This is a genomic window from Actinomyces respiraculi (assembly GCF_014595995.2).
In the GTDB taxonomy this organism is placed as follows: domain Bacteria; phylum Actinomycetota; class Actinomycetes; order Actinomycetales; family Actinomycetaceae; genus Actinomyces; species Actinomyces respiraculi.
The window spans coordinates 1,005,080-1,029,701 of sequence record NZ_CP063989.1 but is presented as its reverse complement, the minus strand read 5'-3'; the positions used below and the strand labels follow the sequence as shown (position 1 = coordinate 1,029,701).

Annotated in this window: 20 protein-coding genes; 7 read left to right on the top strand and 13 right to left on the bottom strand. The window is 72.8% G+C overall.

Features of this window, described 5'->3' with window-relative positions:
* Positions 1–186 precede the first annotated feature (186 nt).
* On the bottom strand, positions 187–417 hold the full coding sequence (locus ID810_RS04230; protein ID WP_166855547.1) for a PTS sugar transporter subunit IIB: 231 nt from the start codon (positions 415–417) through the stop codon (positions 187–189).
* A gap of 224 nt (positions 418–641) precedes the next feature.
* On the opposite strand from ID810_RS04230, the gene ptsP reads away from it, so the two are divergent.
* The 3 genes from ptsP (at position 642) to ettA (ending at position 5,250) form a co-directional block, all read left to right on the top strand.
* The gene (gene ptsP / locus ID810_RS04225; RefSeq protein WP_166855549.1) at positions 642–2,348 is read left to right on the top strand and encodes a phosphoenolpyruvate--protein phosphotransferase; all 1,707 of its coding nucleotides are present in this window, start codon (positions 642–644) and stop codon (positions 2,346–2,348) included.
* On the top strand, positions 2,345–3,445 hold the full coding sequence (locus ID810_RS04220) for an acyl-CoA thioesterase (RefSeq protein WP_166855551.1): 1,101 nt from the start codon (positions 2,345–2,347) through the stop codon (positions 3,443–3,445). The genes ptsP and ID810_RS04220 overlap by 4 nt, the downstream gene beginning before the upstream one ends.
* Positions 3,446–3,567: 122 nt before the next feature.
* Positions 3,568–5,250 carry an energy-dependent translational throttle protein EttA gene (gene ettA / locus ID810_RS04215; RefSeq protein WP_166855553.1) on the top strand — a complete coding sequence of 561 codons (1,683 nt, stop codon included), beginning with the start codon at positions 3,568–3,570 and terminating at the stop codon, positions 5,248–5,250.
* 167 nt (positions 5,251–5,417) lie between these two features.
* Here ettA and prfB read toward each other — a convergent pair whose 3' ends face one another.
* Complete coding sequence (gene prfB / locus ID810_RS04210) at positions 5,418–6,539, bottom strand: peptide chain release factor 2 (protein WP_166855555.1); 1,122 nt, start codon at positions 6,537–6,539, stop codon at positions 5,418–5,420.
* 228 nt (positions 6,540–6,767) lie between these two features.
* Positions 6,768–7,679, bottom strand: coding sequence for a LysR family transcriptional regulator (locus ID810_RS04205; protein ID WP_166855557.1), 912 nt, complete (start codon positions 7,677–7,679; stop codon positions 6,768–6,770).
* 95 nt (positions 7,680–7,774) lie between these two features.
* Here ID810_RS04205 and ID810_RS04200 point away from each other — a divergent pair, with 95 nt between their 5' ends.
* Positions 7,775–8,107, top strand: a complete 333-nt coding sequence (locus ID810_RS04200; RefSeq protein WP_166855559.1) for a CBU_0592 family membrane protein — start codon at positions 7,775–7,777, stop codon at positions 8,105–8,107.
* Here ID810_RS04200 and ID810_RS04195 read toward each other — a convergent pair.
* From ID810_RS04195 to ID810_RS04165, 7 genes are all read right to left on the bottom strand, one after another.
* The gene (locus ID810_RS04195; protein ID WP_235931498.1) at positions 8,104–8,691 is read right to left on the bottom strand and encodes a glycosyltransferase; all 588 of its coding nucleotides are present in this window, start codon (positions 8,689–8,691) and stop codon (positions 8,104–8,106) included. The genes ID810_RS04200 and ID810_RS04195 overlap by 4 nt on opposite strands.
* Positions 8,688–9,155 carry a peptidase T4 gene (locus tag ID810_RS04190; protein WP_235931497.1) on the bottom strand — a complete coding sequence of 156 codons (468 nt, stop codon included), beginning with the start codon at positions 9,153–9,155 and terminating at the stop codon, positions 8,688–8,690. The genes ID810_RS04195 and ID810_RS04190 overlap by 4 nt, the downstream gene beginning before the upstream one ends.
* On the bottom strand, positions 9,152–9,583 hold the full coding sequence (locus ID810_RS04185; RefSeq protein WP_166855561.1) for a TadE/TadG family type IV pilus assembly protein: 432 nt from the start codon (positions 9,581–9,583) through the stop codon (positions 9,152–9,154). Before ID810_RS04185 ends, ID810_RS04190 begins: the two co-directional genes overlap by 4 nt.
* Entirely contained in the window at positions 9,573–9,794 is a 222-nt protein-coding gene (locus tag ID810_RS04180; protein ID WP_235931496.1) for a hypothetical protein, read from the bottom strand. Before ID810_RS04180 ends, ID810_RS04185 begins: the two co-directional genes overlap by 11 nt.
* Positions 9,795–9,945: 151 nt before the next feature.
* On the bottom strand, positions 9,946–10,878 hold the full coding sequence (locus tag ID810_RS04175; protein WP_166855563.1) for a type II secretion system F family protein: 933 nt from the start codon (positions 10,876–10,878) through the stop codon (positions 9,946–9,948).
* Positions 10,875–11,726 (bottom strand): type II secretion system F family protein, encoded by an 852-nt coding sequence (locus tag ID810_RS04170; protein ID WP_166855565.1) that lies wholly within the window; start codon positions 11,724–11,726, stop codon positions 10,875–10,877. Before ID810_RS04170 ends, ID810_RS04175 begins: the two co-directional genes overlap by 4 nt.
* Positions 11,726–13,006 (bottom strand): TadA family conjugal transfer-associated ATPase, encoded by a 1,281-nt coding sequence (locus tag ID810_RS04165; RefSeq protein ID WP_166855567.1) that lies wholly within the window; start codon positions 13,004–13,006, stop codon positions 11,726–11,728. The genes ID810_RS04170 and ID810_RS04165 overlap by 1 nt, the downstream gene beginning before the upstream one ends.
* A 240-nt stretch (positions 13,007–13,246) precedes the next feature.
* On the opposite strand from ID810_RS04165, the gene ID810_RS04160 reads away from it, so the two are divergent.
* Complete coding sequence (locus ID810_RS04160) at positions 13,247–14,413, top strand: phosphotransferase (protein ID WP_218958485.1); 1,167 nt, start codon at positions 13,247–13,249, stop codon at positions 14,411–14,413.
* A 60-nt stretch (positions 14,414–14,473) separates the two neighbouring features.
* On the opposite strand, the gene ID810_RS04155 is transcribed toward ID810_RS04160, so the two are convergent.
* Together ID810_RS04155 and ID810_RS04150 are read right to left on the bottom strand one after the other, a co-directional pair.
* The gene (locus tag ID810_RS04155; RefSeq protein ID WP_243856535.1) at positions 14,474–17,827 is read right to left on the bottom strand and encodes an ATP-dependent helicase; all 3,354 of its coding nucleotides are present in this window, start codon (positions 17,825–17,827) and stop codon (positions 14,474–14,476) included.
* Positions 17,824–21,315: a PD-(D/E)XK nuclease family protein gene (locus ID810_RS04150; protein WP_166855571.1), complete on the bottom strand. Its 3,492-nt coding sequence runs from the start codon at positions 21,313–21,315 to the stop codon at positions 17,824–17,826. The genes ID810_RS04155 and ID810_RS04150 overlap by 4 nt, the downstream gene beginning before the upstream one ends.
* Before the next feature lie 244 nt (positions 21,316–21,559).
* Here ID810_RS04150 and ID810_RS04145 point away from each other — a divergent pair, with 244 nt between their 5' ends.
* Entirely contained in the window at positions 21,560–21,775 is a 216-nt protein-coding gene (locus ID810_RS04145; protein ID WP_166855573.1) for a DUF3107 domain-containing protein, read from the top strand.
* Positions 21,776–21,964: 189 nt separating this feature from the next.
* Here the strand turns inward: ID810_RS04145 and ID810_RS04140 are convergent, their stop codons facing one another.
* A complete protein-coding gene (locus ID810_RS04140) occupies positions 21,965–22,594 on the bottom strand; it encodes a ferritin-like fold-containing protein (protein WP_166855575.1) in 630 nt (209 codons plus the stop codon).
* 339 nt (positions 22,595–22,933) lie between these two features.
* On the opposite strand from ID810_RS04140, the gene ID810_RS04135 reads away from it, so the two are divergent.
* Positions 22,934–24,568 carry a DEAD/DEAH box helicase gene (locus tag ID810_RS04135; protein ID WP_166855577.1) on the top strand — a complete coding sequence of 545 codons (1,635 nt, stop codon included), beginning with the start codon at positions 22,934–22,936 and terminating at the stop codon, positions 24,566–24,568.
* The last annotated feature ends 54 nt before the right edge of the window (positions 24,569–24,622 follow it).

The window sequence follows — 24,622 nt, the reverse complement described above, 5'->3', positions numbered from 1 at the left end:
GGGCGCTGCGCGCGCGGTGGCTTGGTTGGTGGACGGCTGGGCGGGTCGCCGTCCTGCCGCGACAGTGCGGGGACGGGAACGGCTGCCCACCTTGCTGCAAGGGTTTCACAGACGCCTGCGCCGCGCCAGCAGCAGGTGCGGGCGCGGCGCAGGGACGTGTGTCTGACGCGGTCCGGTGCGTGAGGGTCAGTCGAGCGCGGCGATGGCGGCGGCCAGCTCGTCAGCGCCCGGTCCGACGACGACCTGCACGACGCGCCCGGAGCGCACCACACCGAAGGCACCGGTCGCGCGCAGAGCCTCCTCATCCACCTTGTCCTGGTCAACGACCTCCACCCGCAGGCGTGTGATGCAGGGCTCGAGGTCCGTGATGTTCTCACGGCCACCCAGGCCCTTGACGATGTCGGCGGCGGTGCTCATTCCATGTCCCTCCTGATCAATGCGTGTCGCCCGTCACTTTATCCCAGATCCTGCCCCAGTCCTACCGCCTCAGCCCCTCAGAGCCAGGCGGCGACCCGTCCCGTGCGGGCGGCCGTCTCACCCTGTGTCAATCGTTGTTCACCCGGGGGCGGAAAGCACGCCGGGAAGCCAGTAGCGGTGCACAATGGGCGCGACCCGACTCCGTCACCGTCGAGGAGCAGCCCATGACCACCCCCACCGCGTCTTCCCCCGCCCCCAAGCCGTTGTCGGGGATCGGCGTGAGCCCGGGCCTCGTCGCCGGCCCCGTGGCCCGCATGGCCCCCGGCATCCCCGAGCCTGCCATCGAGACCCTCGACCCCGCCCGAGACCTCGACAAGGAGTGCGAGCGCATCGCCCAGGCCGCCCGGACCGTCAAGAAGAGGCTCGAGCTCTCCGCCGCCGAGGCCAAGGGCGAGGGACGCACCCTGCTGGAGACCACCGCCCAGATGGCCGCGGACCCCACCCTGACCTCCTCCTCCCAGGCCATGGTCCGCGAGCGCCGCCTCGTGCCCGAGCGCGCCGTGTGGGAGGCCGCCGGGACCCTGTGCGCCATGCTGGAGTCGCTAGGCGGCTACATGGCCGAGCGCACCCGCGACGTGCAGGACGTGCGTGACCGCATCGTCGCCGTCCTCACCGACTCCCCCATGCCCGGTATCCCCCACCTGCCCGAGCCCTTCGTCCTCGTCGCCAAGGACCTCGCCCCCGCCGACACCGCCCTGCTCGACCCCGAGAAGGTCGTCGCCTTCGTCACCTCCGAGGGCGGGCCCACCTCCCACACCGCCATCCTCGCGCGCGCCCTGGGTATCCCCGCCATCGTCGGCACCGGCACCGATGTCACCGACGCTCTGTCCGACGGCGATATCGTCCTCATCGACGGCACCAAGGGCACCATCATCCTCGATCCCAGTGAGGACGCCCTGCGTCGCGCCCGCGAGCTGGCCCAGCGGGTGCGCGTCTTCAACGGCGACGGCGCCACCAAGGACGGCCACGAGGTCCAGCTGCTCGCCAACGTCGGCGACGGCGCCGCGGCCCGCTCCGCCGCCGAGGCCGGCGCCATGGGCATCGGCCTGTTCCGCACCGAGTTCTGCTTCCTGGACCAGCCGACCGAGCCCACCGTCGAGCAGCAGGTCGAGGCCTACACGCAGGTGCTCGCCGCCTTCCCCGGCAAGAAGGTCGTCGTGCGCACCCTCGACGCCGGTGCGGACAAGCCCCTGCCCTTCCTCACCGACGCGACCGAGGAGAACCCGGCCCTGGGCGTGCGTGCCTACCGCACGACCCGTCGCGACCCCGAGGTCCTCGACCACCAGCTCGAGGCCCTGGCCCGCGCGGAGGCCGCCACCGAGGCCAAGGTGTGGGTCATGGCCCCTATGATCTCCACCGTCGAGGAGGCCCGGGCCTTCACCGACAAGGCGCGCTCCTACGGGTTGAGCACCGCCGGCATGATGATCGAGGTCCCCTCGGCCGCCCTCATGGCCGACGCCATGTTCGAGCACGCCGACTTCGCCTCCGTCGGCACCAACGACCTCACCCAGTACGTCATGGCGGCGGACCGCCTGCTGTCGACGCTGGCGGACCTGTCCACCGCCTGGCAGCCGGCCGTCCTACGACTGATCAAGACCGCCTGCGACGGCGCCGCCCCGCACGGGCGTCCCGTGGGCGTGTGCGGTGAGGCCGCCGCGGACCCGGCCCTCGCCGTCGTCCTCGTGGGCCTGGGGGTGGCCAGCCTGTCCATGACCGCCCGGGCCCTGCCCGACGTCGACGCCGTCCTGAAGTCCGTCACCCTGGAGGACTGTCGGCGCATCGCGGCCCTCGCCGTCGGCGCCCCGACCGCCGAGGAGGCGCGTACTGCCGTGCGCGCCGAGCTGCCTGTCCTCGAGGAGCTGGGCCTGTGACCCGTCCCTACCCCGTCCCCATCTCCTCCGACGAGCCCCTGGGCTCGGTCACGCGCGTCCTCGCGCTCGAGGAGACGGACGGGGAGGACGCCTTCACCGGCGATTCCCTGCCCCAGCACTCGGGGCGGGTCTACGGCGGCCAGGTGGTCGCCCAGGGGCTGCTGGCCGCATCGGCCACCCTCATCGACGACGGCGACGGCCCGCGCCTGCCCCACTCCGTGCACGCCTACTTCATGCGCGGGGGCAAACCGGAGGCTCCCATCCGCTTCGACGTCGAGCGCATGCACGACGGACGCTCCTTCTCACAGCGGCGCACCACCGCCTCCCAGGGCGGTGCCGCCATCCTCACGATGGTCTCCTCCTTCCAGGAGACGCAGGAGGGGGCTGAGGTCCAGCTGCCGGCGCCGCAGGTGCCCCGGCCCGAGGAGCTGACGAGCGCGCTCGAGATCTTCCGCACCATCGACCACCCGGTGGCGAGGTTCCTGGGCCGCACAGCCGCCTTCGACCTGCGTCACGTGGAGGGCAACATCTACCTCCACCCCGGCGAGGTCGTTGAGGGCCGCCAGCACCTGTGGGCGCGCTCACGCGGGCAGGTCCCTCCGGAGGCCTCGCAGGTGGTCCACCGGGCGCTACTGGCCTACATGTGCGACCAGTTGATGCTCGAGCCGGCGCTGCGCAGCCAGGGCCTGTCCTGGCGCAGCGAGGGGATGAGCCTGGCCACGCTCGACCACGCGCAGTGGTTCCACCGCGACGTCGACGTGGGCGACTGGCTGCTCTTCGTCCAGGACTCCCCCACCTCCCAGGGCGGGCGGTCCATGGCACGGGCGGAGGTCTTCGACGCCGAGGGACGGCTCGTGTCCACTATTGCCCAGGAGGGCATGGTGCGCATGCCCACCGCCGATCGCTCCGGCACTGGCCGCTGGGCGATCCGAGTGGCCGAGGGCGACGACGGCTCACCCATCCCCGACCCCCAGGCGGACATGGCCGGAGACGGACACGGAGGCGATGCTGCCAAGCGGGATGGAGCTCTCGTTGGCTCCCAGGGGCATCAGCCCCAGCAGGGTGTTGGGGTCCGTGAACACGAACCGGGTGTGTGAGCACGCGGCGTCAGGCCCCACCAGGGGTGAGATGGTCAACCGGCTGCCGCGGCGCCGTCGTCGGCCCTCTCCCGTAGGCTGTGCCTGGACACGTACACCCCCACGAAAGGCGCAGTGATCCTGTGGCTGAGTACATCTACTCGATGATCAAGGCGCGCAAGGCGCACGGTGACAAGGTCATCCTCGACGACGTCACCATGTCCTTCTTCCCCGGCGCGAAGATCGGCATGGTCGGCCCTAACGGTGCCGGCAAGTCCTCCATCCTCAAGATCATGGCGGGCCTCGACCAGCCCTCCAACGGCGAGGCGCGCCTGGCCCCCGGCTACAGCGTCGGCATCCTCATGCAGGAGCCCCCGCTCAACGAGGACAAGACCGTCCTGGGCAACGTCGAGGAGGGCGTCGCCGAGATCAAGGGCAAGCTCGACCGCTTCAACGAGATCTCCGCCGCCATGGCGGACCCGGACGCCGACTTCGACGCCCTCATGGAGGAGATGGGCAAGCTCCAGACGGAGATCGACACGGCGGGTGCCTGGGACCTCGACTCCCAGCTCGAGCAGGCGATGGACGCCCTGCGCTGCCCGCCGCCCGACGCCGAGGTCAAGCACCTGTCCGGCGGTGAGCGTCGCCGCGTCGCCCTGTGCAAGCTCCTGCTCGAGGCCCCCGACCTGCTCCTGCTCGACGAGCCCACCAACCACCTGGACGCCGAGTCCGTCCTGTGGCTCGAGCAGCACCTGAAGAACTATGAGGGTGCCGTCATCGCCGTCACCCACGACCGTTACTTCCTCGACCACGTCGCCCAGTGGATCGCCGAGGTCGACCGCGGTCACCTCTACCCCTACGAGGGCAACTACTCCACCTACCTGGAGACCAAGGAGAAGCGCCTGGAGGTCCAGGGCAAGAAGGACGCCAAGCTCGCCAAGCGCCTCAAGGAGGAGCTCGAGTGGGTCCGCTCCTCCGCCAAGGGCCGCCAGACCAAGTCCAAGGCCCGCCTGGCCCGCTACGAGGAGATGGCGGCGGAGGCCGAGCGCACGCGCAAGCTCGACTTCGAGGAGATTCAGATCCCGCCGGGCCCGCGCCTGGGCAACGTCGTGCTCGAGGCCAGCCACCTGACCAAGGGCTTCGACGGGCGCACGCTCATCGACGACCTGTCCTTCACCCTGCCGCGCAATGGCATCGTCGGCATCGTCGGCCCCAACGGCGTCGGCAAGACCACCCTGTTCAAGACGATCGTCGGCCTTGAGCCGCTCGACAGTGGCGAGCTCAAGATCGGCCAGACCGTCTCACTGTCCTACGTGGACCAGACGCGTGCCGGCATCGACCCGAACAAGACCCTGTGGGAGGTCGTCTCCGACGGCCTGGACTACATCCAGGTCGGCAACGTGGAGATGCCCTCTCGCGCCTACGTGGCGGCCTTCGGCTTCAAGGGACCGGACCAGCAGAAGCCGGCCGGGGTCCTGTCCGGTGGTGAGCGCAACCGCCTCAACCTGGCGCTGACCCTCAAGCAGGGTGGCAACCTCATCCTGCTGGATGAGCCGACCAACGACCTGGACACCGAGACCCTGGGCTCGCTGGAGAACGCGCTGCTGAACTTCGCGGGCTGCTCGGTGGTCATCACCCACGACCGTTGGTTCCTCGACCGCGTGGCCACGCACATCCTGGCCTGGGAGGGCGACGAGGAGAACCCGGCCACGTGGTACTGGTTTGAGGGGAACTTCGCCTCCTACGAGGAGAACAAGGTCACGCGCCTGGGCGCGGAGGCCGCCCGCCCGCACCGCGTGACCTACAGGAAGCTCACGAGGGACTGACACCGACTGACCTCGCACGGGACCGGCTGCCGCGCAATGCGGCAGGGCCGGTTCGCCGTGTGCGGCGGGGGCGGCGCGAGCGTGGCGGAGTCATTTGTCACAACAAATGCGGTTCGCCGTGTGCGGCGGGGGCTGCGGCGCCACGGTGCGCGCCGCGGCAGCGCCGCTCAGTCCTCGGACTGCTCCTGCTGCTTGCGCCAGCGGATGCCGGCGTCGATGAAGCCGTCGATGTCGCCGTCGAACACGGCCTCGGGGTTGCCGACCTCGTGGGAGGTCCGCAGGTCCTTGACCATCTGGTACGGGTTGAGGACGTAGGAGCGCATCTGGTCACCCCAGGAGGCCTTGATGTCCCCCGCCAACTCCTTCTTCTTGGCGTCCTCCTCCTGCTGCTTGAGCAGCAGCAGGCGCGACTGGAGCACGCGCATGGCGGCGGCGCGGTTCTGGATCTGCGACTTCTCGTCCTGCATGGACACCACCATGCCCGTGGGAAGGTGGGTGATGCGCACGGCGGAGTCGGTCGTGTTGACGCTCTGGCCGCCGGGGCCGGAGGAGCGGAAGACGTCGACGCGGATGTCGGTCTCCGGGACCTCGATGTGGTCGGTGGACTCGATGAGCGGGATGACTTCGACGGCGGCGAAGGAGGTCTGGCGCCGCCCCTGGTTGTCGAAGGGGCTGATGCGCACGAGGCGGTGGGTGCCGCCCTCGACGCTGAGCGTGCCGTAGGCGTAGGGGGCGTGGACCTCGAAGGTGACGGACTTCAGGCCCGCCTCCTCGGCGTAGGAGGTGTCGAGCACCTTGGTGGCGTAGCCGTGGCGCTCGGCCCAGCGCAGGTACATGCGCAGCAGCATCTCGGCGAAGTCCGCGGCGTCCACACCGCCCGCGCCGGAGCGGATGGTGACGACGGCGTCGCGCTGGTCGTACTCGCCGGACAGAAGTGTGCGGATCTCGAGCTCGGCCAGGTCCTTGGAGATGTCCACGAGGTCCGTCTCCGCCTCGGCCAGGAGCTCGACGGCGTCGTCGCCCGCCTCCTCCCCCGCCATCTCGACCATGGCCTCCAGGTCGTCGATGCGGTCGGCCAGGTCCTCGACGCGCTTGAGGTCCGCCTGCGCGTGGGACAGGGCGGAGGTGACCACCTGGGCGGCGTCGGGGTCGTCCCACAAGTCGGGGGCCGCCGCCTGCTCACTCAACTCGGCGATGCGCGCGCGCAGCACCTCGGGGTCCGTCACCGCCGCGATGGAGGCGTGCGTGCGACGGAGTCGGTCGATCTCTACGGGGAAGTCAGTGGCCACCCCCCGGAGTCTACGGCAGCGGGGCGACGCCCTTGGCGGCTCGGGTAGGGACCCTGGTCACGGGCCGCCTTGGCGGCCGGCGGCGCTGCGGGCCGACGGCGGCGTCCGAGGTTGGCCCCACGGCACGGCAGCCAGCAGCGCTAGGCCGGTACTCGACGTCGGCACGACGGCGCTTCGCGTTGACCGGCTGATCACCCGGCCGCGGTCCCGCAGCACCTGCCGTGCCCCTCAGCCGAGTTCGAGAGCAGCCGCCTCGGCGTGCACAAGGTCGACCAGGGCTCGCACGGCAGGGCTCGGGTCCCTGCGCGAGGCGCGGTGACGGGCGATGAGCTGGCGTGTTCCCAGGCCGGGCAGTCGGGTGGCGCTCACGCCGTCGGGCAGCGTGGCCGACAGCACGGCGAGCTCGGGCAGTAGGGCCCAGCCGAGTCCGGCGGACACCATGGCAAGGACAACGTCGTAGTCATAGGCGATGTGCCTGCGGCTGAGGGATGTGCCGAGCTGCCGGGACAGACGTTCGAGGGCATCGGCCCCGGCGGTGCCCGGCGCCAGATCGATCCAGGCGGGCCTCACGAGGTCCCCCAGGGCGCCCGGCGCCGCCTGGCCGGGCGGGGAGACGACGAGCCAGGACTCGTCCAGGACGGGTACGTCCGCGGTGCCCCGGGCCGGACGGACGGGGGCGGTGGCGTCGCGCTCGAGCAGGAGAAGGTCGAGCTCCCCGTTGCGCAGGCGCGTAAGGGCGCTGGCGCCCTCGGTCTCCTCCACGGTGATCGTCAGGCCCGGCAGGTCCTGCTCGGCGCGCACGAGGAGAGGGACGAGCAGGGCTCGGATGACGGTGGCGATGGTGCCCACGTGCACGTGCCCACTGGGGGCGTCCGGGTCCATCTCGGCCAGGGACCTGCGGGCGGCGACCAGTTCGAGCTCGATGCGCTCGGCGCTCTCCGACAGCAGCCGTCCCGCGTCGGTGAGGACGGCTCCGCGGGGCGTGCGGTCGAGCAGGCGTGTGCCCGCCTCCTTCTCGAGCAGCTTGATCTGCTGGCTGACGGCGGAGGGGGTCAGGTGCTGGGCCTGGGCGGCGGCGACGATGCCGCCGGCCCTGTGGACGGCCAGGAGGAGGGCAAGACGGTGGGCGGACAGGTCCATGACCCGAGTGTCACCCAAAGGTTTAGAAGAACTGAATACCTCTATGCATTTTCCTGCGATTGATCTGGAGTCCCTGGTGGACCACGATCAGGTCCGTGAACGACGTGCTGCCCACCCTCATCGCGGCCGGCGGATGGATCGGCGCCGCCGAGCTGCTGCTCGCCTACGCCCTCGTCTCACGCGGGTGCATCGCCGGGGACTCCTTGCGCTACCAGGCTCTCAATATCACCGGCTCGGTGCTGCTGATGATCAACTGTGCCTACACGGGGGCATGGCCGTCGGCGCTCGCCAACGTCTTCTACCTGCTTGTGGGGCTGTGGATGCTGGTGACGGTCAAGCGCGCCTACCTCGGTCAGCTCGCGCGGCGTCACCGCGACCAGCTGGGCACCCGCCTGCGCCCCGGCCAGCGCGGGGCTCTGGCCCACTAGGGCCCGGCCGTCACCCGGGCGGTGCTCGTCGCGGTGATCTCGAAACCCTCCGAGGGGAGGATGTCCCACGGGAGGAAGGGCGGGCGCGAGCGCGCCGTCAGTGTGACGACGGCGGTGTCGCCGTCTAAGGCGTAGGCCTGCACCACCTCGACGCCCTCGAGCGTCACCAGGGCCGCCTGAGCGGCCAGGTCCTCCACCGCGGCGTCGTGCACGGCGGTGTCGGTCAGGGCTCCGGGCACGGCCCCGCTGTCGGAGTCGGCCGCACTGACATCACCCTGGTAGTACGTGTCGGGACCCACGCGTCGCGCCGCTGCGGCGGCCGCGGAGTCCGCAACGAAGGTCAGCCGCTTGACGTCGAGGTAGATCGCGGTGGCGGAGGCCACGGTGAGCAGGAGCGCGATGACGACGGTCATGAGGCCGATGCCCAGCAGCAGGGTCTGCCCCTCCTCCGCGGCCGGTGAGCAGCGCCACGGTCCCTTGGCCCGGCCGGGGCGACGCCTCCCGAAGCCGCAGCGACGCTCTCCCGCACAATCGGCGTCCCGGCCAGTCACGGCGTCCTCGTGACAGCCGGTCGAACCGTTCATGTCCCCTCCCGCTCGGCGGGCCGGACGAAGCGCTCGGCCCTGAGGTGCACGACGTCGTCGCCCAGGCCTGACAGCAGCGGCAGCCCCACCCCGACCTCGACGCGCACCACGGCACCGGACGTGCAGCCCTCCGAGACGCAGGTGACGCTCATGGCCTGCTGGACCGGGGCCCTCACCCCCTGGTCGGACAGCGCCAGCCCGGCAGCGAGGTGGGCGTGGGTGAGGGCATCGTCACCGGCCTCCACCGCCAGGACCCTGGTGGCGGCGTCGGCGGCGGAGACAACGGCGAAGGAAGCGGCCTGGACCTGGGCCAGGGCGATGAGGAGGTACACGACCGGCACGACGATGGCGACGCTCCACCCGATGAACTCCACCGTGGCGTTGCCCTCCGCCTGCCGCAGACGAGCCAGCGGCAGGCGGGCCAGCGACAGCAGGCCGCGCTCCCGGCGGCCGTGAGCGGTCACGGCGTCGCCCCGGTCCCCACGAGGCGGGCCTCGTCGACAGCGTGTCCGCTCACGGTGAGCCCGCCCGCGGGCCCCAGGAGTCCGAGGACCGGCAGCGGCGCGGAGACGGTCGCCGTCACCACCCCGACTCCATCGACGTCTCCTCGCGTGACGGTCACCTGCTCGACGTAGCCGTCGGCCAGGGCAGCGCCCACCAGGGCCTCGACGCGCGCGGTCGCCTCCGCCTCGGTGCCGCCCGCGAGCGCGGCACGCCGAGCGCCCTCCCCCGCCGCGTCCACGAGGACGTTGCGCACATACAGGCCGAGCGCGAGCTGAAGGACGGCGACGGTGACGGCGACGACGAGCGCGCCGACGAGGACGAAGTCGACGACGGCGGAACCCTCCTCCGGGTGACGGTCACCCGGCGCAGGGCCCCACTCAGATGGCACCGGTGACCTTGCTGATGGCGTTGCTGAACACCTCTGTGAGGGCGGGGCCGGCCACCGCCCACAGCGCGACAACGAGCCCGGCGGTCATGAGCGTGACCAGGACCCAGCCGGGAACGTCACCGCGCTCCTGGGTGACCAGGACGGTGCGCGGGCGGGCGATGGTGCCGGGCAGGGCCCGACGGGTGCGGGGAATCAAGGTGGTCGTGAGCATGGGGGACACCTCACAGGATCGGGCGAAGGAACGGGGGCTCCCAGGAGGAGGACGGGCCCGCTCGCCGGTGAACGGGCCCTGGCCTCACCCTAGGTCACGTCCCTGCCCTCAGGAGGCAATACCGCCCGCCCTGTGGATAACCCTCGCCGCCTCACAGACCCAGCCGCAGGACGAAGAGACCCGGGAACAGGGCGAAGATGACGGTGATCGGCAGGACGAGGAAGACCACGGGAACCATCTGGGCGATCTCACGGCGCCCGCCCTCCTCCATGAGCGCGCGACGTGAGGCCTCGCGGGCGTCCGAGGCCTGCGCCCGCAGCACGTCGGCCAGCGGCGTGCCGCGCTCGAGTGCCACGGAGACCGCCTCGCACAGGCGGGTCACCGGCAGGGAGCGGACCCGCTCCTCCAGGTGGGTCAGCGCCGTCGTGAGCACGGTTCCCGAGCGCACCTCGGCCAGCGTCAGCGCCAGCTCCTCAACGAGCTCGCCACGTCCCAGCTCCACGATCCTCTCAAGCGCCGCCACAGGCCCCTGTCCGGCGCCAACGACGAGCGCCAACAGCTCGACGACGTCGGGCAGCTGCTCCTCGACACGTGCCCGGCGCCGCTCGACCTCGCGGGTGAGCCACCAGTCGCGGGCGGCCGCCCCGGTGGCGGCGGCAAAGAGTGAAGCCAAGACGAGCTGGGGCACGGAGACGGGCCGCACGAGCGCCGTCGCCAGGCCGAGCCCCATGCCCACCGCGAGCCCCACCCCGGCCCAGACCATCTGTTCCAGGCGCAGCTGCTCAAGCGTGCGGCGCCCGCCGGCCGCCTCCAGGCGACGTCTGACCGACTGTGAGGAGGAGCCCAGGCGCTCCAGGAGCGTGCTCGCTGAGGCGACGGCGGCCAGGATGCTCGCGGACACGGTCGGGCTCTCATCCCAGCTCCCGGCCTGGCTCAGGAGCCCGGAGGTTCGCGGGCGCTCGAGCACGTAAGGGGCGAGCCGCTCGACCAGGCCCATGCGGGCGCGACGCCGCCACGAGAGAAGCACGAGCAGGCCGCAGGACAGGCTCAGGCCCGCCAGGGCACCGATGATCACGCCGCTCATCTCAGGACCCTCCCCTCCTCAGGCAAGCGCCCCAGCATGAGCATGAGCCGGTAAGCGACCACAGAGGCCACAGCCCCGGCGGCGAGCACCATGGCCCCGGTGCCGCTCGCGTAAGCCTGCGCGGCCTGCGAACGGGTGGACAGCAGCGCCAGAACGAGCCAGGGGGCCGCGACGGCGACCTTGGCACCGTTGACTGTCCAGGACTGGCGCGCCTCGAGCTCGCCGCGCGTGCGCAAGTCCTCGCGCAACATCTGCGACAGCGAGCGCAGCAGGACCCCCAGATCAGTCCCCCCGACCTCGTGCGCGAGCCTGAGGGCCTCGACAACGCGGTCCACAACGGGGTCGGCGAAGCGGTCCTTGAGCCGGTCCAGGCATTCGCCGAAGCGGGCCGTGGCCGCGTAGTCGGAGCCGAAGGCGCGGAACTGCTCGCGCACCGCCTCCGGGCCGCGCTCACCGAGGGCGGCGACCGCCTCAGGCAGGCTCATGCCCGCGCGCACGCCCGACACCAGGGCGTCGACGGCCTCCGGCCACACCTCCCTCAGGCGGGTACGCCTGGCGCGGGCCCGGGAGGACAGGACGAGGAAGGGGATGCCGGCCGCGATCACCCCGAAGGCCAGGGCGATGGGCCAAGCCCTGGACACACCAAGAAACAGCAGGCCGACGACGAGGCCGACGCCCGCACTGCCGACCACGAAGGTCGCGGGGCTCGTGCCGCCCGCACCGGCCTGGATGAGCAGGTCGGACAGGCGGCGCGAGCGTTCCGAGCGCCACTGGGGTGGCTCGCTGGTCCTCGCCAGCCACACGAGGACCACGCCGAGGCCACCCATGAGCCCCGCCAGGGCCCCCATCAGAGCCACCTGCCCGGGACGTCGCCGGCGGACGGGGCCGCGTCGTCGGAACGCGGGCCGGTAGCCAGCAGCGCCGACAGGTCATGACCCGCGTTGTGGAAGCGCTCGGGATGGGTGGGGGCTCCGGGCCCGCGCACGAGCCGACCGCGCGCATCCCGGTGGAAGACGTCCGCGAGCTCGATGACGTCGGCCTCGACGCGCCCAGGCAGGGCCGCGATCTCACGCACCTGCCGGTGTCCGCGCGGATTGATATCCAGGTGGACGACGATGTCGACGGCGCTGGCCACGGTGGGGACGACGAACTGGGAGCCGACGTTCTCTCCCGCCAGCAGGGGCAAGGTGCACAGCTTGACGATGGCCTCGCGAGCGGAGTTGGCGTGGATGGTGGACATGGAGGGCATGCCCGAGTTCATGGCGATGAGCAGGTCGAGGGCCTCGGCCTCACGGACCTCGCCGATGAGGAGGCGGTCGGGGCGCATGCGCAGGGCTTCCTTGACCAGGCGGCGCAGGTTGATACCACCAACGCCCTCGAGGTTGTCGTCGCGGGTCTGCATGGCCACGCAGTCGCGGTGGCGCAGGTTGAGCTCGAAGACTTCCTCGCAGGTGACGACCCGCTGCCCCGCCGGGATCGCGCCCGCCAGGGCCCGCACCATCGTCGTCTTGCCGGCCTGCGTGGCGCCGGAGACGAGCACGTTGAGGCCCGCCTGCACGCAGGCGTCGAGGAAGGCGGCCGCCTGCCCGGTGAGGGATCCCAGGCGCACGAGGTCGGCGGTGCGGGTCGCGTGCGCGGTGTGCTTGCGGATGTTGAGGGCCCAGTGGGCGGCGGTGATCGGCGGGATGACGACGTGCAGGCGCTCACCGCCGGGCAGCTGGGCGTCGACGAAGGGGCTGGACAGGTCCAGCCGGCGCCCCGAGACGCGCAGCATCCGCTCGACCAGGACCCGGATCTCCTCGTCCTCAAGGATGGTTGTGGTCAGCTCACTGCGCCCGTGGCGGGCGATGAAGACGCGGCCGGGGGCATTGACCCAGATCTCCTCGACGCTCTCGTCCTCGAGGTAGGGCTGCAGAGGGCCCAGGCCCGCGAGCGCGTCGACAGCGGCGGCCTGGGCCCGTTCGGGGTCGGTCAGGGGCGGCACGAGGCCGGCGTCGGCACGGCTGAGGTAGTCGGCGCCCGCCTCAGCGACCAGGGCCTCGAGGGCGTCGACCTGGCTCAGCGGGTCAATGCCGCGCCGACGCACGAGCTCGCGGATCTCGGTGTGCAGGAGAGTCGAGGCGTCCATGTGCTCTCACGGGTCGGGAGGCGGTCCGCGGCAGGGGAGCAACAGCAGCCACCTGCGGGGCGGGCGTGGACCCGCGCAGCGGTGAGCGGGGCCACGGGCACAACACTAGAGCATGGCTCGCCGTCGAACCACCGCAGGCCGCTCGCCTGTGGACAAGTCGTCGTCGGGCGGGCCTGTCACCACGTCCGGCACCCGGTGCGCCACAGACGCCGCCGCGCACGCCTCGCTTACGGTTGGGGCATGTCGAGCACGACCAACGGTCCGACCCCGCCCACCGACGCCAACGAGGAGCCCACTGTGCCGCCCGGCGACGCTCAGGTGCGCGAGCCCTCTCCGCTGACGCTGGCCGCGATGGCCGCCGTCGCCGTGCCCGGTCTTGACCCGGCGCGTCTGGCCCTGCCGCAGCAGGAGTCGGCGACGCTGCGCGTCGTCGGAGTCATCGACACCCAGGGACGTCACTGGGAGGTTCACCAGGCACGCACGGACGCTGCGGGTGCTGCCCTCGACGCGGAGGCGGAGGTGCTGCGCCGCATCGGGCGGGTGCACGACGACGGGCGCCTGTCCTTCGACGTCTCTCGGCCGGCCGGCTCCCTGCGCCGCGAGGACGTGCACATCCAGGTCCGCTCCCACGTGAGCGGACGGCCCGTGGAGGTCACGGAGCTCCACCCGGGCCCCGGGCTGTCCGCCGGGCTGGGTAAGGCGCTGGGCGAGCTGCACGAGCTTCCGACTGAGGTCGTCTCCGAGGCGGGCATGCCCGTCTACGACGCCGAGGAGGTGCGCGAGCGGTGGGTAACGGTCCTCGACGAGGCCGCGGCAACGGGCAAGGTGCCCCCGGCGCTGCTGCGACGCTGGGAGCAGGTGCTGGAGGACACGGCCATGTGGCGCTTCCGTCCGGGCGTGGTCCACGGGGACCTCGCCGAGGAGAACATCCTCGTCGCCGGCGGCGCAGTGGTCGGGATGCGTGGCCTTGACCAGGTGCACGTGGGCGACCCGGCAGAGGACATGGCCTGGGTCTATGCGAATGTGCCGGTGGACTGCCTGGACTCGGTGGAGGGCGCCTACGACGTCGCCCGCACCGAGGGCGTGGACCGGCACCTGCGCGACCGTGCCGAGCTCGTCTCGGAGATGAGCCTGGCGCGCTGGCTGCTGCACGGGGTCCGTTCGGGCTCCGAGGCCGTGATGCAGGACGCGGTGTCGATGCTCCAGGACCTGGCCGCGCAGGTGGGCGAGGAGCCATTGGTCGAGGTGCACGAGCCGCGACTGGCGCCGGTGGCGGGCGAGAAGGAGGTCTCCTCCCCCTCTGCCGCGACGCGCGAGATCGCGATGGTGAGGGTCGAGGACGCCGAGACCGACGACGGCGTCTCGCGCGACAGCGAGGCCGACGACGGCGGCGCCACTGAGGACTGAGCGCCGGGAACCAAGGGCCCGGGAGCGCTGAGCGCTGAGAACTGAGCGACAGCGCCGGGATCAGGACGGGGAGAGGACGCGCGCGATCTCCTCCAGGCCCAGCAGGTCCGCAGCCAAGAGCTCGTCGACCTCACCACCCTCGGGGTCGACATAGACGTAGGCCGCACGCACCGCGCTCGTGGGCACCCCCAGCGAGGCGGCCCAGGCGTGCACGTAGACGCTCAACTGGTCCACCGGCACGTGCCAGCGCCCCGTCTTCCAGTCCACGATGAGCCACGCCCCCTCCTCGTCCGGGCGGGCGCCGTCACGACGGAAGACCGCGTCGATGCGGCAGCGCAGGGTCGTGGCCCCGACGGTGAGCTCGCGCTCGATCTCGGTCTCGGCCAGGCTCCACCCCCGCAGCAGGGGCAGGTTCTCGGCGGTGGCGAGCCAGCGTTCGAGCCGCGCACGCCCCTCGGGGTCGAGGGTGTCGGGCGCGCCCGCCTCCGCCAGGGTCAGCAGGCTGCCCTGGACGGCGAGCCGCTGGGCGATGGTGTCGTGGAAGAGTGTGCCCAGACGCGCCGCGGCCTGGGGCTGGCGGGGCAGCGGACGGCGCAGGTCGGTGGCGAAGGCGGCGGGGTCCTCACGCAGGTTGTCGAGGCTGGTCGCGGCCAGGTGCGCGGGAAGGTGCACGGCCGGCCGGTGGTTCTCGTGTGCGCGCCGCTCTGCGAGCAGGAGCTCGAGGTCCTGGTCCCAGCGCGCCACCAGGGCGTCGTCGGAGGCCGGCCGCCCCGCTGGCCCGGCGGAGTCTCCTGAACTGTCTCCCTCGCCGTCTCCCGCTCCGGCCGCGGCGACGGCGACGGCCCCCGCACGCCGGGCAGCACGCCGGGCGTCTGAGCGCCGCTGCGCCGTCCGGCTCGGGCTCGTCGCGCTGGCCCCCTCGGCCGCGTCGAAGGGCCAGATGCCCTCTCTCACGCGGGTGATCAGCGGGTTGCTGGCCTCGGGGTCCATAGAGGTCAGCCCCTGGGCCCAGGGCTCGACGAGCTCGCGGCGCACGAGCTCAGCGAGGAAGCGGGACATGGGCCGCGGCCTGACCGCCTGCTTTGTCAGGTGCGAACCGGTCAGGAGCAGGTCATGGCGGGCCCGGGTGAAGGCGACGTAGGCCAGGCGCCTCTCCTCGGCCAGTGCGTGCCGGCCCAGGGCGAGCCGGTACTCGCCCATCATCTCCTTGACCTGGTCCTTGTCGACAGCCGGCGGTTCGAGGAGGGCGAGCTCGAAGGGGGGCAGGGTCGCGGCGTCGGCGCGCAGCGGGTGGGGGAACTCCTGGGAGGAGGTCATCCAACCGCCACTCGAGACCGTCAGGTCCTCGGTGGCGCGGGACCGGTAGGAGGGGAAGACCTCCTCATTGAGGCCGCACACGGCGACGACGTCCCACTCCAGGCCCTTGGAGGCGTGGATCGTGAGGATCTGCACGGCGCCGGGCTCGGGCTCGACCTCGGGGGCGGACAGTCCCGCCTCACGCTCCTCGGCGGTGTCGAGCCAGGTGAGGAAGTCTGCGAGGGTCGGCGCCTCCATCTCCGCGGTGAAGCGCTCGGCTACCGAGCGCAGGCGGTCCAGGGCTCGGTGTCCCAGGGGGTCATCCACGCGGGCGGCGAGCTCGATGTCGAGGTCGAGGGCCTGCTCGGCCAGCACGACGAGCTCGGGCAGGGGCAGGGAGAGTCCGGCGCGGACCCGGGCCATGGCTCGTCCCACACGCACCGCGATGCGCCGTCCGCGCTCGGTCAGGCCCGCGGCACCCGCCTCGCCACGTCCCGCGGCGCGCTCGGCGTCCCACCGGGTCAGGGCGTCGATGGACTCGGCCAGGAAGGGTATATCGGCCTGTCCGCCGGGCTCCCGCTCGACGGAGGCGACCTGGTGGCGGGCCAGCTGCGCCAGGGCCTTGAGGTCTGAGGCGCCGATGCCGTGACCGGTGAGCAGGCGCACCAGCCGGTCCCCCCGCTCGGGGTCCGCCGCGACGGTCAGCAGTGAGCGCACGTCCGCGACCTCGGGCACGGCGAGCATGCCTCCCAGGCCGATGACCTCGCAGGGCAGCCCGCGCTCCTCCAGCGCCTCGGCCACGGCGGTGAACTGACTGCGCGTGCGGCACAGGACGGCCATGGAGGCACTGGGGTTCCAGCGTTCCTCGAGGAAGTCGGCGATGGCGAGGGCCTCTTCGAGCGGCTCCTGGACGAAGGCCGCCATGACGGTGCCGTCCTCGAGGCCGGTGCCGGCGGGACGCTCGGTGAGGCGGGTGACCGGGATGTGCTCGACCTGGGCGTCACCGGGCTGGGGCCTGTGCTCGCGCAGGGGTTGAGAGGTGGTGTTGGCGACGGCGAGGATGCGCCGGTCGCTGCGCCAGGCCGTCGACAGGGGTCGCACGGGAGTGGCCTGCTGCGGGGCGGCGCCTTCGGACACGGCGGCCGTGCCCATGGGGTTGAACATGGCGTGGAAGGTGTCGAGGGCGCCGGCGCTGGCTCCGCGCCAGCCGTAGATCGCCTGGTTGGGGTCCCCCACCGCGGTGACGCCGCCGTCGGAGAACAAGGCGCTCAGCAGCCGGGTCTGGGCCACGGAGGTGTCCTGGAACTCGTCGAGCAGGACAGCCGGGTACTGCTCACGCACGGCCTGGGCGACCTCGGGCGCCTCCTCGGCCACGCGGCAGGCCAGGGCGATCTGCTCTCCGAAGTCGAGCAGGCCGTGGCGACGCTTGTGGTCGCGGTACTGGGCGACAAGGTCGAGCATGTCGCGCTGCACCGCCATGACCTTGGCAGCGTCGCCCACGACGGTCTTGAGCCCGCGCACCTGGGACAGACCCTCGAACAGGCCGGTGAGGTCCTCCAGCCCGCTGCGGGCCTCCTCGACGGTCAGCAGGTTCTCCGACAGGGCGCCGTCCAGGCGCAGCACGAGCGCGGTGGCGCTGCCGACGGAGCTCGCGGGCAGGGCCAGGGTGGTCTCCTCCACGAGGCGGCTGACGATCTGCCAGGCACGGGCCTCGGTGATGAGCACGGAGTCCGGGTCGACGCCGATGCGCAGGCCGTGCTCGCGCACGAGGGATCCGGCGAAGGCGTTGTAGGTGGCGATGGTGGGGCCGGGCTCGTCCTCGCTGAGGTCGCACAGGCCGGAGGTGGCGAGCTGGGCCAGCCGGGTGCTCACGCGCTGGTCGAGCTCGGCGGTGGCCTTGCGGGTGAAGGTCAGGCCAAGGACCTGGTCGGGACGGGCGCGCCCGGTGGCGACCAGGTGGAGCACGCGCTGGCTCATGGTGGCGGTCTTGCCCGAGCCGGCGCCGGCGACGACGAGCAGCGGGCTCAGCGGGTGGGCGATGACCTCCGACTGCTCGGCGGTGGGGGGCGGCGTGCCGAGCGCCCGGGCGAGGTCCTCGGGGGTGATCTGCGCATTCACGAGACGGTCCTTCTTCCTTCGCTCTGCACGGGGCAGGAGTCCTTGACCGCACAGGTGCGGCATTGCTCACCGGTGCGTGCGGTCAGCGCGCCGGCGCTGGCGGCCTTGGCGGCGGTGGTCAGCAGCCTCCGGGCCCAGTCCTCGCCGGTGTCCGGGTCGGGGCTGGGGTCGAGGGCGGCACCGGCGGGTGCGAGGACGGGCATCCCGGCGTCCTTCTTCAGCGGGTCCTTGCCGAGCAGGACGAGGGCGGCGCCGGTGACCTCGTAGCCGGCGGCTTCCAGGGCGAGGCGGTAGGCCGCGAGCTGGGGGTGACGGGCGGGGTCGGCGCTGACGTACTTGCCGGTTTTGAGGTCGATGAGGCGGACCCGCGGGTGCTCGTCGTTCGGGGTCTCAAGGTGCTCGAGGCGGTCGATGCGCCCGGCGAGGGTAAGGCGCAGGGGGGCATCCGTCCCATCCGCGGTGTCCTCGTCGGGGGCGGGGGGCAGGTCGAGGTCCACCCGGATCGGCTGCTCGACGTCGACCGGGCCGGGGACGGAGTCGAGGTAGCGCCCTAGCCGCTCGACGATGTCCCGTGCCCGGGTGGTCTCGAGGCCGCCCATCCACGTGTCCGGGTATCCCAGGGAGGGCAGGAGCTCCTCGAAGCGCGCCGTGAGGGCGTCGCCACGCAGCCCGGTCCTCTGGGCCTCTTCTGCAAGGTCGTGGACGAGGGTGCCCAGGTCCTGGGCCTTGGAGGGGGCCGAGCCGGCGCCGTTGCGCTGGAGGAACCATTTGAGCGGGCAGGCGTTGAGCGCTTCGACGTCGGAGGGGCTGACCCTCACCCTCTCGCCCTCGGCCACGAGGCGGGCGCTGCTCGAGGGCCCGGCCACCCCCAGCCAGGAGGAGGGCGAGGCTCCCGGCACGTGCTCGGCGGCCAGTCGGGCGAGCATGGCGGCGGCGGCGCGGGCGCGCTCGTGCTGTACTGGGCCGGCACCGGGCAGGTGACCGGTGACGAGGGCCTGGCGCAGCTCGCCGACGAGGCCACGCAGGGTCAGGTCCCCAGCCTCGGGGGCGGTGAGCACGTGCCCGTCGGCGTCGGTCACGCGGGCCCCGGCGGCGCGCGCGACCTCCAGGAGGAAGGACGAGGGCGCGTTCTCCTCGTCGCTGACGGCGGTCACGAGCAGCCGCCTGCGGGCCCGGGTGAGGGCGGCCAGGAGCATGCGGCGCTCGTCGGCGCGGACCTCGGCGCGCGCGCTGACGGCGTCGAGGGAGGCGGTGGGGTGGCCGTCGGCATCCAGCGGAAGGCGGTCGGTGACGGCGTCGACGAGCAGCCCGGAGCGGGTGAGTGTGTCGCGCAGGCGCAGGTCCGGCCAGGTGTCGCGACCCAGGCCCATGACGGCGACAACCTCCCACTCGCGCCCGACGGCGGCCGCGGGGGTGAGCACGCTGACGCCCGCGGGGCGCACGCCCTGGGGGGCGACGGAGTCGGAGGGCAGGACCTCGGCGGCGAGCTCGGCCAGGAAGTCCGCGGCCCCGGCGCCCGGGTGGCGCTCGGCCCAGACCTCGGCGCGTTTGAACAGGGCGGTGACGACGTCGAGGTCGTGCTCGGCGGCCTCGGCGAGCAGGGCGGCCCCGTGGGAGGTGCGTGCGGCCGGGTCGAGGGCCCGTTCGCGCCAGGCCTCGGCACGGCCGGAGGCGTCCCAGGCCCGCCACAGCAGGTGCTCGGCGTCGACGTGCCCGCCGCCGTCCTGGTCCCGGCTGTCCCGCACGACCTGCCTGAGTGCGGCGACGACGGCGGCCGCGCGGGCGAGGCGGTCCGCCTGCTCGGCCAGGGGGTTGGCGTCCTCGTGCAGGGCGCGCGCGAGGGCGTCAGCGGTGGCGGTGCTGGACAGGACGGTGAGAAGGTGCTCGTCCGGGGACTGCTCAGCGGGCTGCCCGGCGCGCAGGTGGCGGCGCAGGCGGCGCAGGTCGAGGATGCTGAGCCCGATGAGCGGGCTGGTGAGCAGATCGAGGGCGCTGGGCCGCTCGGGCGGTGCGTCGGTGTCTCCCAGGCGCCCGTCGAGGGCGGCGCCGGCGACGGCGAGCAGGGCGGCGGCAGCGGGCTCGGCGCGCAGCAGCACGGCGGGGGTCGTGGAGGCCAGGGGCACGCCTCGGCGGCGCAGCTCGCGCGCCACGGCGCGGGCGTGTCCGGCCGAGCGCAGGATGACCGCCATGTGCTCCCAGCCGGTGCCGTGGTGGATGTGCTCGGCGCGCAGCAGGCGGGCGACGTGAGCGGTCTCCTGGGGCTCGGAGTCGGCGACGAGGACCTCGACGCCGGTGGGGGCACCGGCCCGGGCTGCTCCAGGGCTGTCGCCCCGTCCGTCGTCGGCAACCTCGGGCGCACCGGGCCGTCTGCCGTCGGGCTCCCGGGTGGCGGCCGGCTGCGGCCTGCGGTGCGAGGCCGTGCCAGTCACCGGCAGGCGCGCCGCCTGGTCCTCCCACACGCGCACGAGGGCGGGGGTGCCGCGGTGCCGGGTCCCCAGCCGCATCCGGGTGGCGCCCAGTCCCGTGCGGTCCTCCGCCTCCACCAGGAGGCTGGGCGTACCGCCCCGGAAGGTCTCGACGGCGACGTCCGGGTCCCCCAGGACGACGACCTGCGCCCGGTGCCCGCTCCCATCGGGCCGGGCCAGGGCCACGAGCAGGCGGGCGGTGGCGGCGGTGCAGTCCTGGTAGTCGTCGACGATGACGAGGTCGGGCACGGGACGGGGCTCGGTCACGCCGTCGGACTCCCAGGCGACCAGGGCCTCAATGGCGCGGTCCTGGATGCGGGCGGAGTCCATTTTCCGGATCTCGCTGCGCCGTTCGGCGCTCGCCCGGCCCTGGGCGTCCCAGGCGTTGAGCAGCTCGGAGGCGGGCCCCCAGAGGGGCACGTCGAGGCGGCACCCCCAGTCCGCGAGATCCTCGGCCGTGACGCCGAGCTCGCCCGCGCGGGCCAGGAGGTTGCGCAGCTCGGTGCGAAAGGCCCGCGAGCCGACGGCCTCGGCGGGCAGGCCGGGCCACTGGATGGGCCGCAGCAGGGAGGCGAGCGCGGCGTCCTCCTCCGCGCCGGCGAGCAGGACGGGTGCGGGCAGAGGGTCCGCACGGGCGGTGAGGAAGGTGCTCAGGACGGTGAAGGCGTAGCTCGCGGGGGTGCGCACGCGCACCACTCCTCCGCCGCCACCGGCGAGCAGCTGGGCCGCCCGGGTGCGCAGGAGGTCGGCGCGTGAGCGGGTCGGGGCGAGCAGCAGCGCATCGCGGCCGTCAGCCACAGCCCTCGTGAGCAGGTGCAGGGCGAGGGTGGACCTGCCGGTGCCAGGGGCGCCCAGGACCACGAGGTCCTCCCCCGCGGCGGCACGGGCCAGGACCGCGGCCGCGTCGGGGTCGGGCCCGGGCAGGGCGCCGGGCTCCTGGGCGGGCAGGAGCCGCACCGCCGGGGGCGTTGGTGCTCCGCCTGCCCCGGTGTCCGGGTCCTGAGGTCCTCGTGCTGCTGTCATGGAATTATCACATCATGGGGCACTGACACGAATACGCGCTCGAACCCGCCAGCCGCGGCGCAGACGATCAACCAGCCCCACCGGGGGCTGACCACGCGGCCCCGCCGCGGCCGTCCGCGCGGCGCGGAACCGGGCCGTGGGGCCGCCCGCGGAGACCAACGGGCCCCGAAAGCGACCATAGGATCGGCGCAGCAAGGCGCCTGAGCCGACGGCGGGGCGCCAACACACGAGAGACGGAGAAACCATGCAGGTGACGATCGGAATCAAGCACTCCCCCCGCGAGCTGACCCTGGAGACCTCCGCGAGCCAGGAGGACGTGCTCGCCGCCCTCGCCGGCGCGGCCACGCAGGACGTCACCGTCAGCGACGACAAGGGCCGCAAGATCTTCGTCCCGGCAGGGTCCCTGGCCTACGTCGAGCTCGGAGAGGCCGCTCCCCGCCGCGTCGGCTTCGGCGTCTGAGACCATCGCCTCGAAAGCCCGGGGGACGTCGTCGGCCGACGGCGTCGCCCGGGTTCCGGCTGTCTCTACCGGGCTCGACGGCGTCGCCCCGGCTCCCGCTGCCCCTCAGGTCCGGCTGTCTCTGAGGCCGACGGCGTTGCCCAACCTCCGGCCATCCCCCGCTCCCCGCCGTCCCCGGGGCCGCCGCACTCAGGCGTTGAGACCCAGGCCCTGGACGCGCCGCAGGGCGCCGTCGGACATCGCCTCGTGCAGTTCCGCCTGGGTGACCGGCCCACCGAGCAGGCCCGGGAAACCCGCCACACGCAGCAGCGAACCGATCTCGTCGCCGACCACCCGGCGCCCCCACAGGCCCATGCGGCCCGCGAGCTGCGGGTCGGCCGCCACCGCCGACAGAAGCTGCGCAGCGGCGAAGTCCTCGAAAGCGTCCTCGGCCAGCGCCTTGGCCAGCGGCTCGCGCGCGGCGTCCGGCAGCGCCTGAACCAGGGCGCGGCAGAAGTCCCTGAGCATCCCCAGGTAGAGGTGGCTCTTGAGCAGGCGCTCGGCCCAGTCGGCGGGGCGCAGACGCTCGTCCAGCTCGCCGAGGCAGCCCTGGTAGGGCTGGGCCGCTGTCGGCGCGTCCGTACCCAGTGACCGCAGAACGGCGTCGACGTCGGAAAAGGCGCTCACGCGCTCGGCGCTCATGCGCAGCAGCTCGGCCCGCTCAACCATGCGGGGTGCCTTGCCCGCGTCCTTGGCGTGGCGGATGGAGGCCGCAGTGCAGGAGAAGGCGACGAGACCGGCGACGGCGGTGACGTGGGCGGGGGGCACGGTCGAGCTCATGGGCCAAGCGTAGGCGTGCCGCACCCGCCGTCGTCATGAGTGACATCGCCCACGAGCCGTCCGCGCCGCATCACCTCACAGGGACCGAAGACCCACCTGCGGCTAGGCTGGGCGCGTCCACGGTTGCCCGGTCGTCCAGCAGCCACGTCCCGCCGGCCCCACGGCCCTGAGCGGAACACGATTCACGATCGGCTGCCACACCCGCGACCGCGTCGCGCCACCGCCCCGGGCATGAGGCCGGGGGACGTCGGCGTCGGCACGCGCCGCGCCCGTCAGCCCGCCAGGCGTGCCGACGGACCGCGTCGGCGCCGGCGGTCACCCACTGACCGAAGGAACCTCGTGTCGAACGAGAACCCCACCAGCAACACCCCGGAGGCCACAGCCTCCCTCGCGGCCCCTGACGGCCCCACCACCGGCATCCTGTCCACCGAGGGAGCCCACGCGCCCGTCCTTCAGGAGGCCAGGCCGGACATCACGGACGAGGGCGAGACCGTCGACCTCACCCGGAAGACCTTCGCGGACTACGGCGTCGAACCGGAGATCACCGAGGCCCTGGCCGACAAGGGCATCACCCACCCCTTCCCCATCCAGGCCCTGACCCTGCCAGTCGCCTTAGAAGGGCTCGACATCATCGGCCAGGCCAAGACCGGTACCGGCAAGACTCTGGGCTTCGGCATCCCGCTGCTCATGGACACGCTCGGCCCCGGCGAGGAGAGTTGGGACGAGGACCCCGCCGCCGGTTCCCCGCAGGCGCTCGTCGTCCTGCCCACCCGCGAGCTCGCCAAGCAGGTCGCCACCGAGCTCGGTCAGGCCGCCGCCAAGCGCACGGTGCGCATTGTCGAGGTCTACGGTGGGCGCGCCTACGAGCCGCAGATCGAGGCCCTGGAGGAGGGCGCGGAGGTCGTCGTCGGCACCCCCGGGCGCCTCATCGACCTCATGGAGCGCGGCGTGCTCGACCTCGCCCACGTCACCACCGTCGTGCTTGACGAGGCGGACGAGATGCTCGACCTCGGCTTCCTGCCCGACGTCGAGAAGATCCTGGCCCGCACCCGCCCGGACCGCCAGACGATGCTCTTCAGCGCCACGATGCCGGGCGCCGTCGTCGCCCTGGCCCGGCGCTACATGACCCAGCCCACGCATATCCGCGCCCAGGACCCCGGTGACGACTCGATGACCGTCGCCACGGTGCAGCAGGTCGTCTACCGTACGCACGCCCTCAACAAGGTTGAGGTTGTCGCCCGCGTGCTGCAGGCCGAGGGGCGCGGCCGCACGATCATCTTCGCCCGCACCAAGCGCACGGCCGCGCGCGTGGCTGAGGACCTCGAGGCCCGCGGCTTCGCCACCGGCGCCCTGCACGGGGACCTCGGCCAGGGGGCCCGGGAGCAGGCGCTGCGCGCCTTCCGCAACGGCAAGGTTGACGTCCTGGTGGCCACCGACGTCGCCGCCCGCGGCATCGACGTCGACGACGTCACCCACGTCATCAACTACCAGTGCCCCGAGGACGAGAAGATCTACGTCCACCGCATCGGCCGTACGGGCCGCGCCGGCCACTCGGGCACGGCCATCACCTTCGTCGACTGGGACGACACCCCGCGCTGGCGCCTGATCGCCAAGGGTCTCGGCCTGCCCCAGGAGGAGCCGGTCGAGACCTATCACACGAGCGAGCACCTGTTCGCGGACCTGCGCATCCCCGAGGGCGTCACGGGCACGCTCCCCCGTTCCAAGCGGACCCTGGCGGGACTGAGCGCGGAGGTGCTTGAGGACCTTGGGGAGACCGGCCGTTCTCGGCGCGACGGCGAGCGTGGTCGCGGTGGGCGCAGCGGTAGGGGCGGGCGCAGTCGCGACGGCGAGCGCGCGGGACGTTCCGAGCGCAACTCCGGTGGGCGCACCGAGCGCGGCTCCGGTGGGCGCGCACCGCGCTCGCGCAACCGCAAGCGGACCCGCGGTGGAGGCGCCGCCCGCTCCGGCGACTGAGGCGCTCCACCGACGCACACGCGCTCGGGGCCGGCCACCACTGTTGGGTGGTCG

Bases quoted from the DNA above. Each gene is read 5' to 3' on its own strand.
- ID810_RS04150 (WP_166855571.1), bottom strand. From the start codon at position 21,315: ATGACAGCAGCACGAGGACCTCAGGACCCGGACACCGGGGCAGGCGGA.
- ID810_RS04145 (WP_166855573.1), top strand. From the start codon at position 21,560: ATGCAGGTGACGATCGGAATCAAGCACTCCCCCCGCGAGCTGACCCTG.
- ID810_RS04140 (WP_166855575.1), bottom strand. From the start codon at position 22,594: ATGAGCTCGACCGTGCCCCCCGCCCACGTCACCGCCGTCGCCGGTCTC.
- ID810_RS04170 (WP_166855565.1), bottom strand. From the start codon at position 11,726: ATGGGGGCCCTGGCGGGGCTCATGGGTGGCCTCGGCGTGGTCCTCGTG.
- ID810_RS04205 (WP_166855557.1), bottom strand. From the start codon at position 7,679: ATGGACCTGTCCGCCCACCGTCTTGCCCTCCTCCTGGCCGTCCACAGG.
- ID810_RS04180 (WP_235931496.1), bottom strand. From the start codon at position 9,794: ATGCTCACGACCACCTTGATTCCCCGCACCCGTCGGGCCCTGCCCGGC.
- ID810_RS04165 (WP_166855567.1), bottom strand. From the start codon at position 13,006: ATGGACGCCTCGACTCTCCTGCACACCGAGATCCGCGAGCTCGTGCGT.
- ID810_RS04195 (WP_235931498.1), bottom strand. From the start codon at position 8,691: ATGAACGGTTCGACCGGCTGTCACGAGGACGCCGTGACTGGCCGGGAC.
- ID810_RS04160 (WP_218958485.1), top strand. From the start codon at position 13,247: ATGTCGAGCACGACCAACGGTCCGACCCCGCCCACCGACGCCAACGAG.
- ID810_RS04230 (WP_166855547.1), bottom strand. From the start codon at position 417: ATGAGCACCGCCGCCGACATCGTCAAGGGCCTGGGTGGCCGTGAGAAC.
- ptsP (WP_166855549.1), top strand. From the start codon at position 642: ATGACCACCCCCACCGCGTCTTCCCCCGCCCCCAAGCCGTTGTCGGGG.
- ID810_RS04175 (WP_166855563.1), bottom strand. From the start codon at position 10,878: ATGAGCGGCGTGATCATCGGTGCCCTGGCGGGCCTGAGCCTGTCCTGC.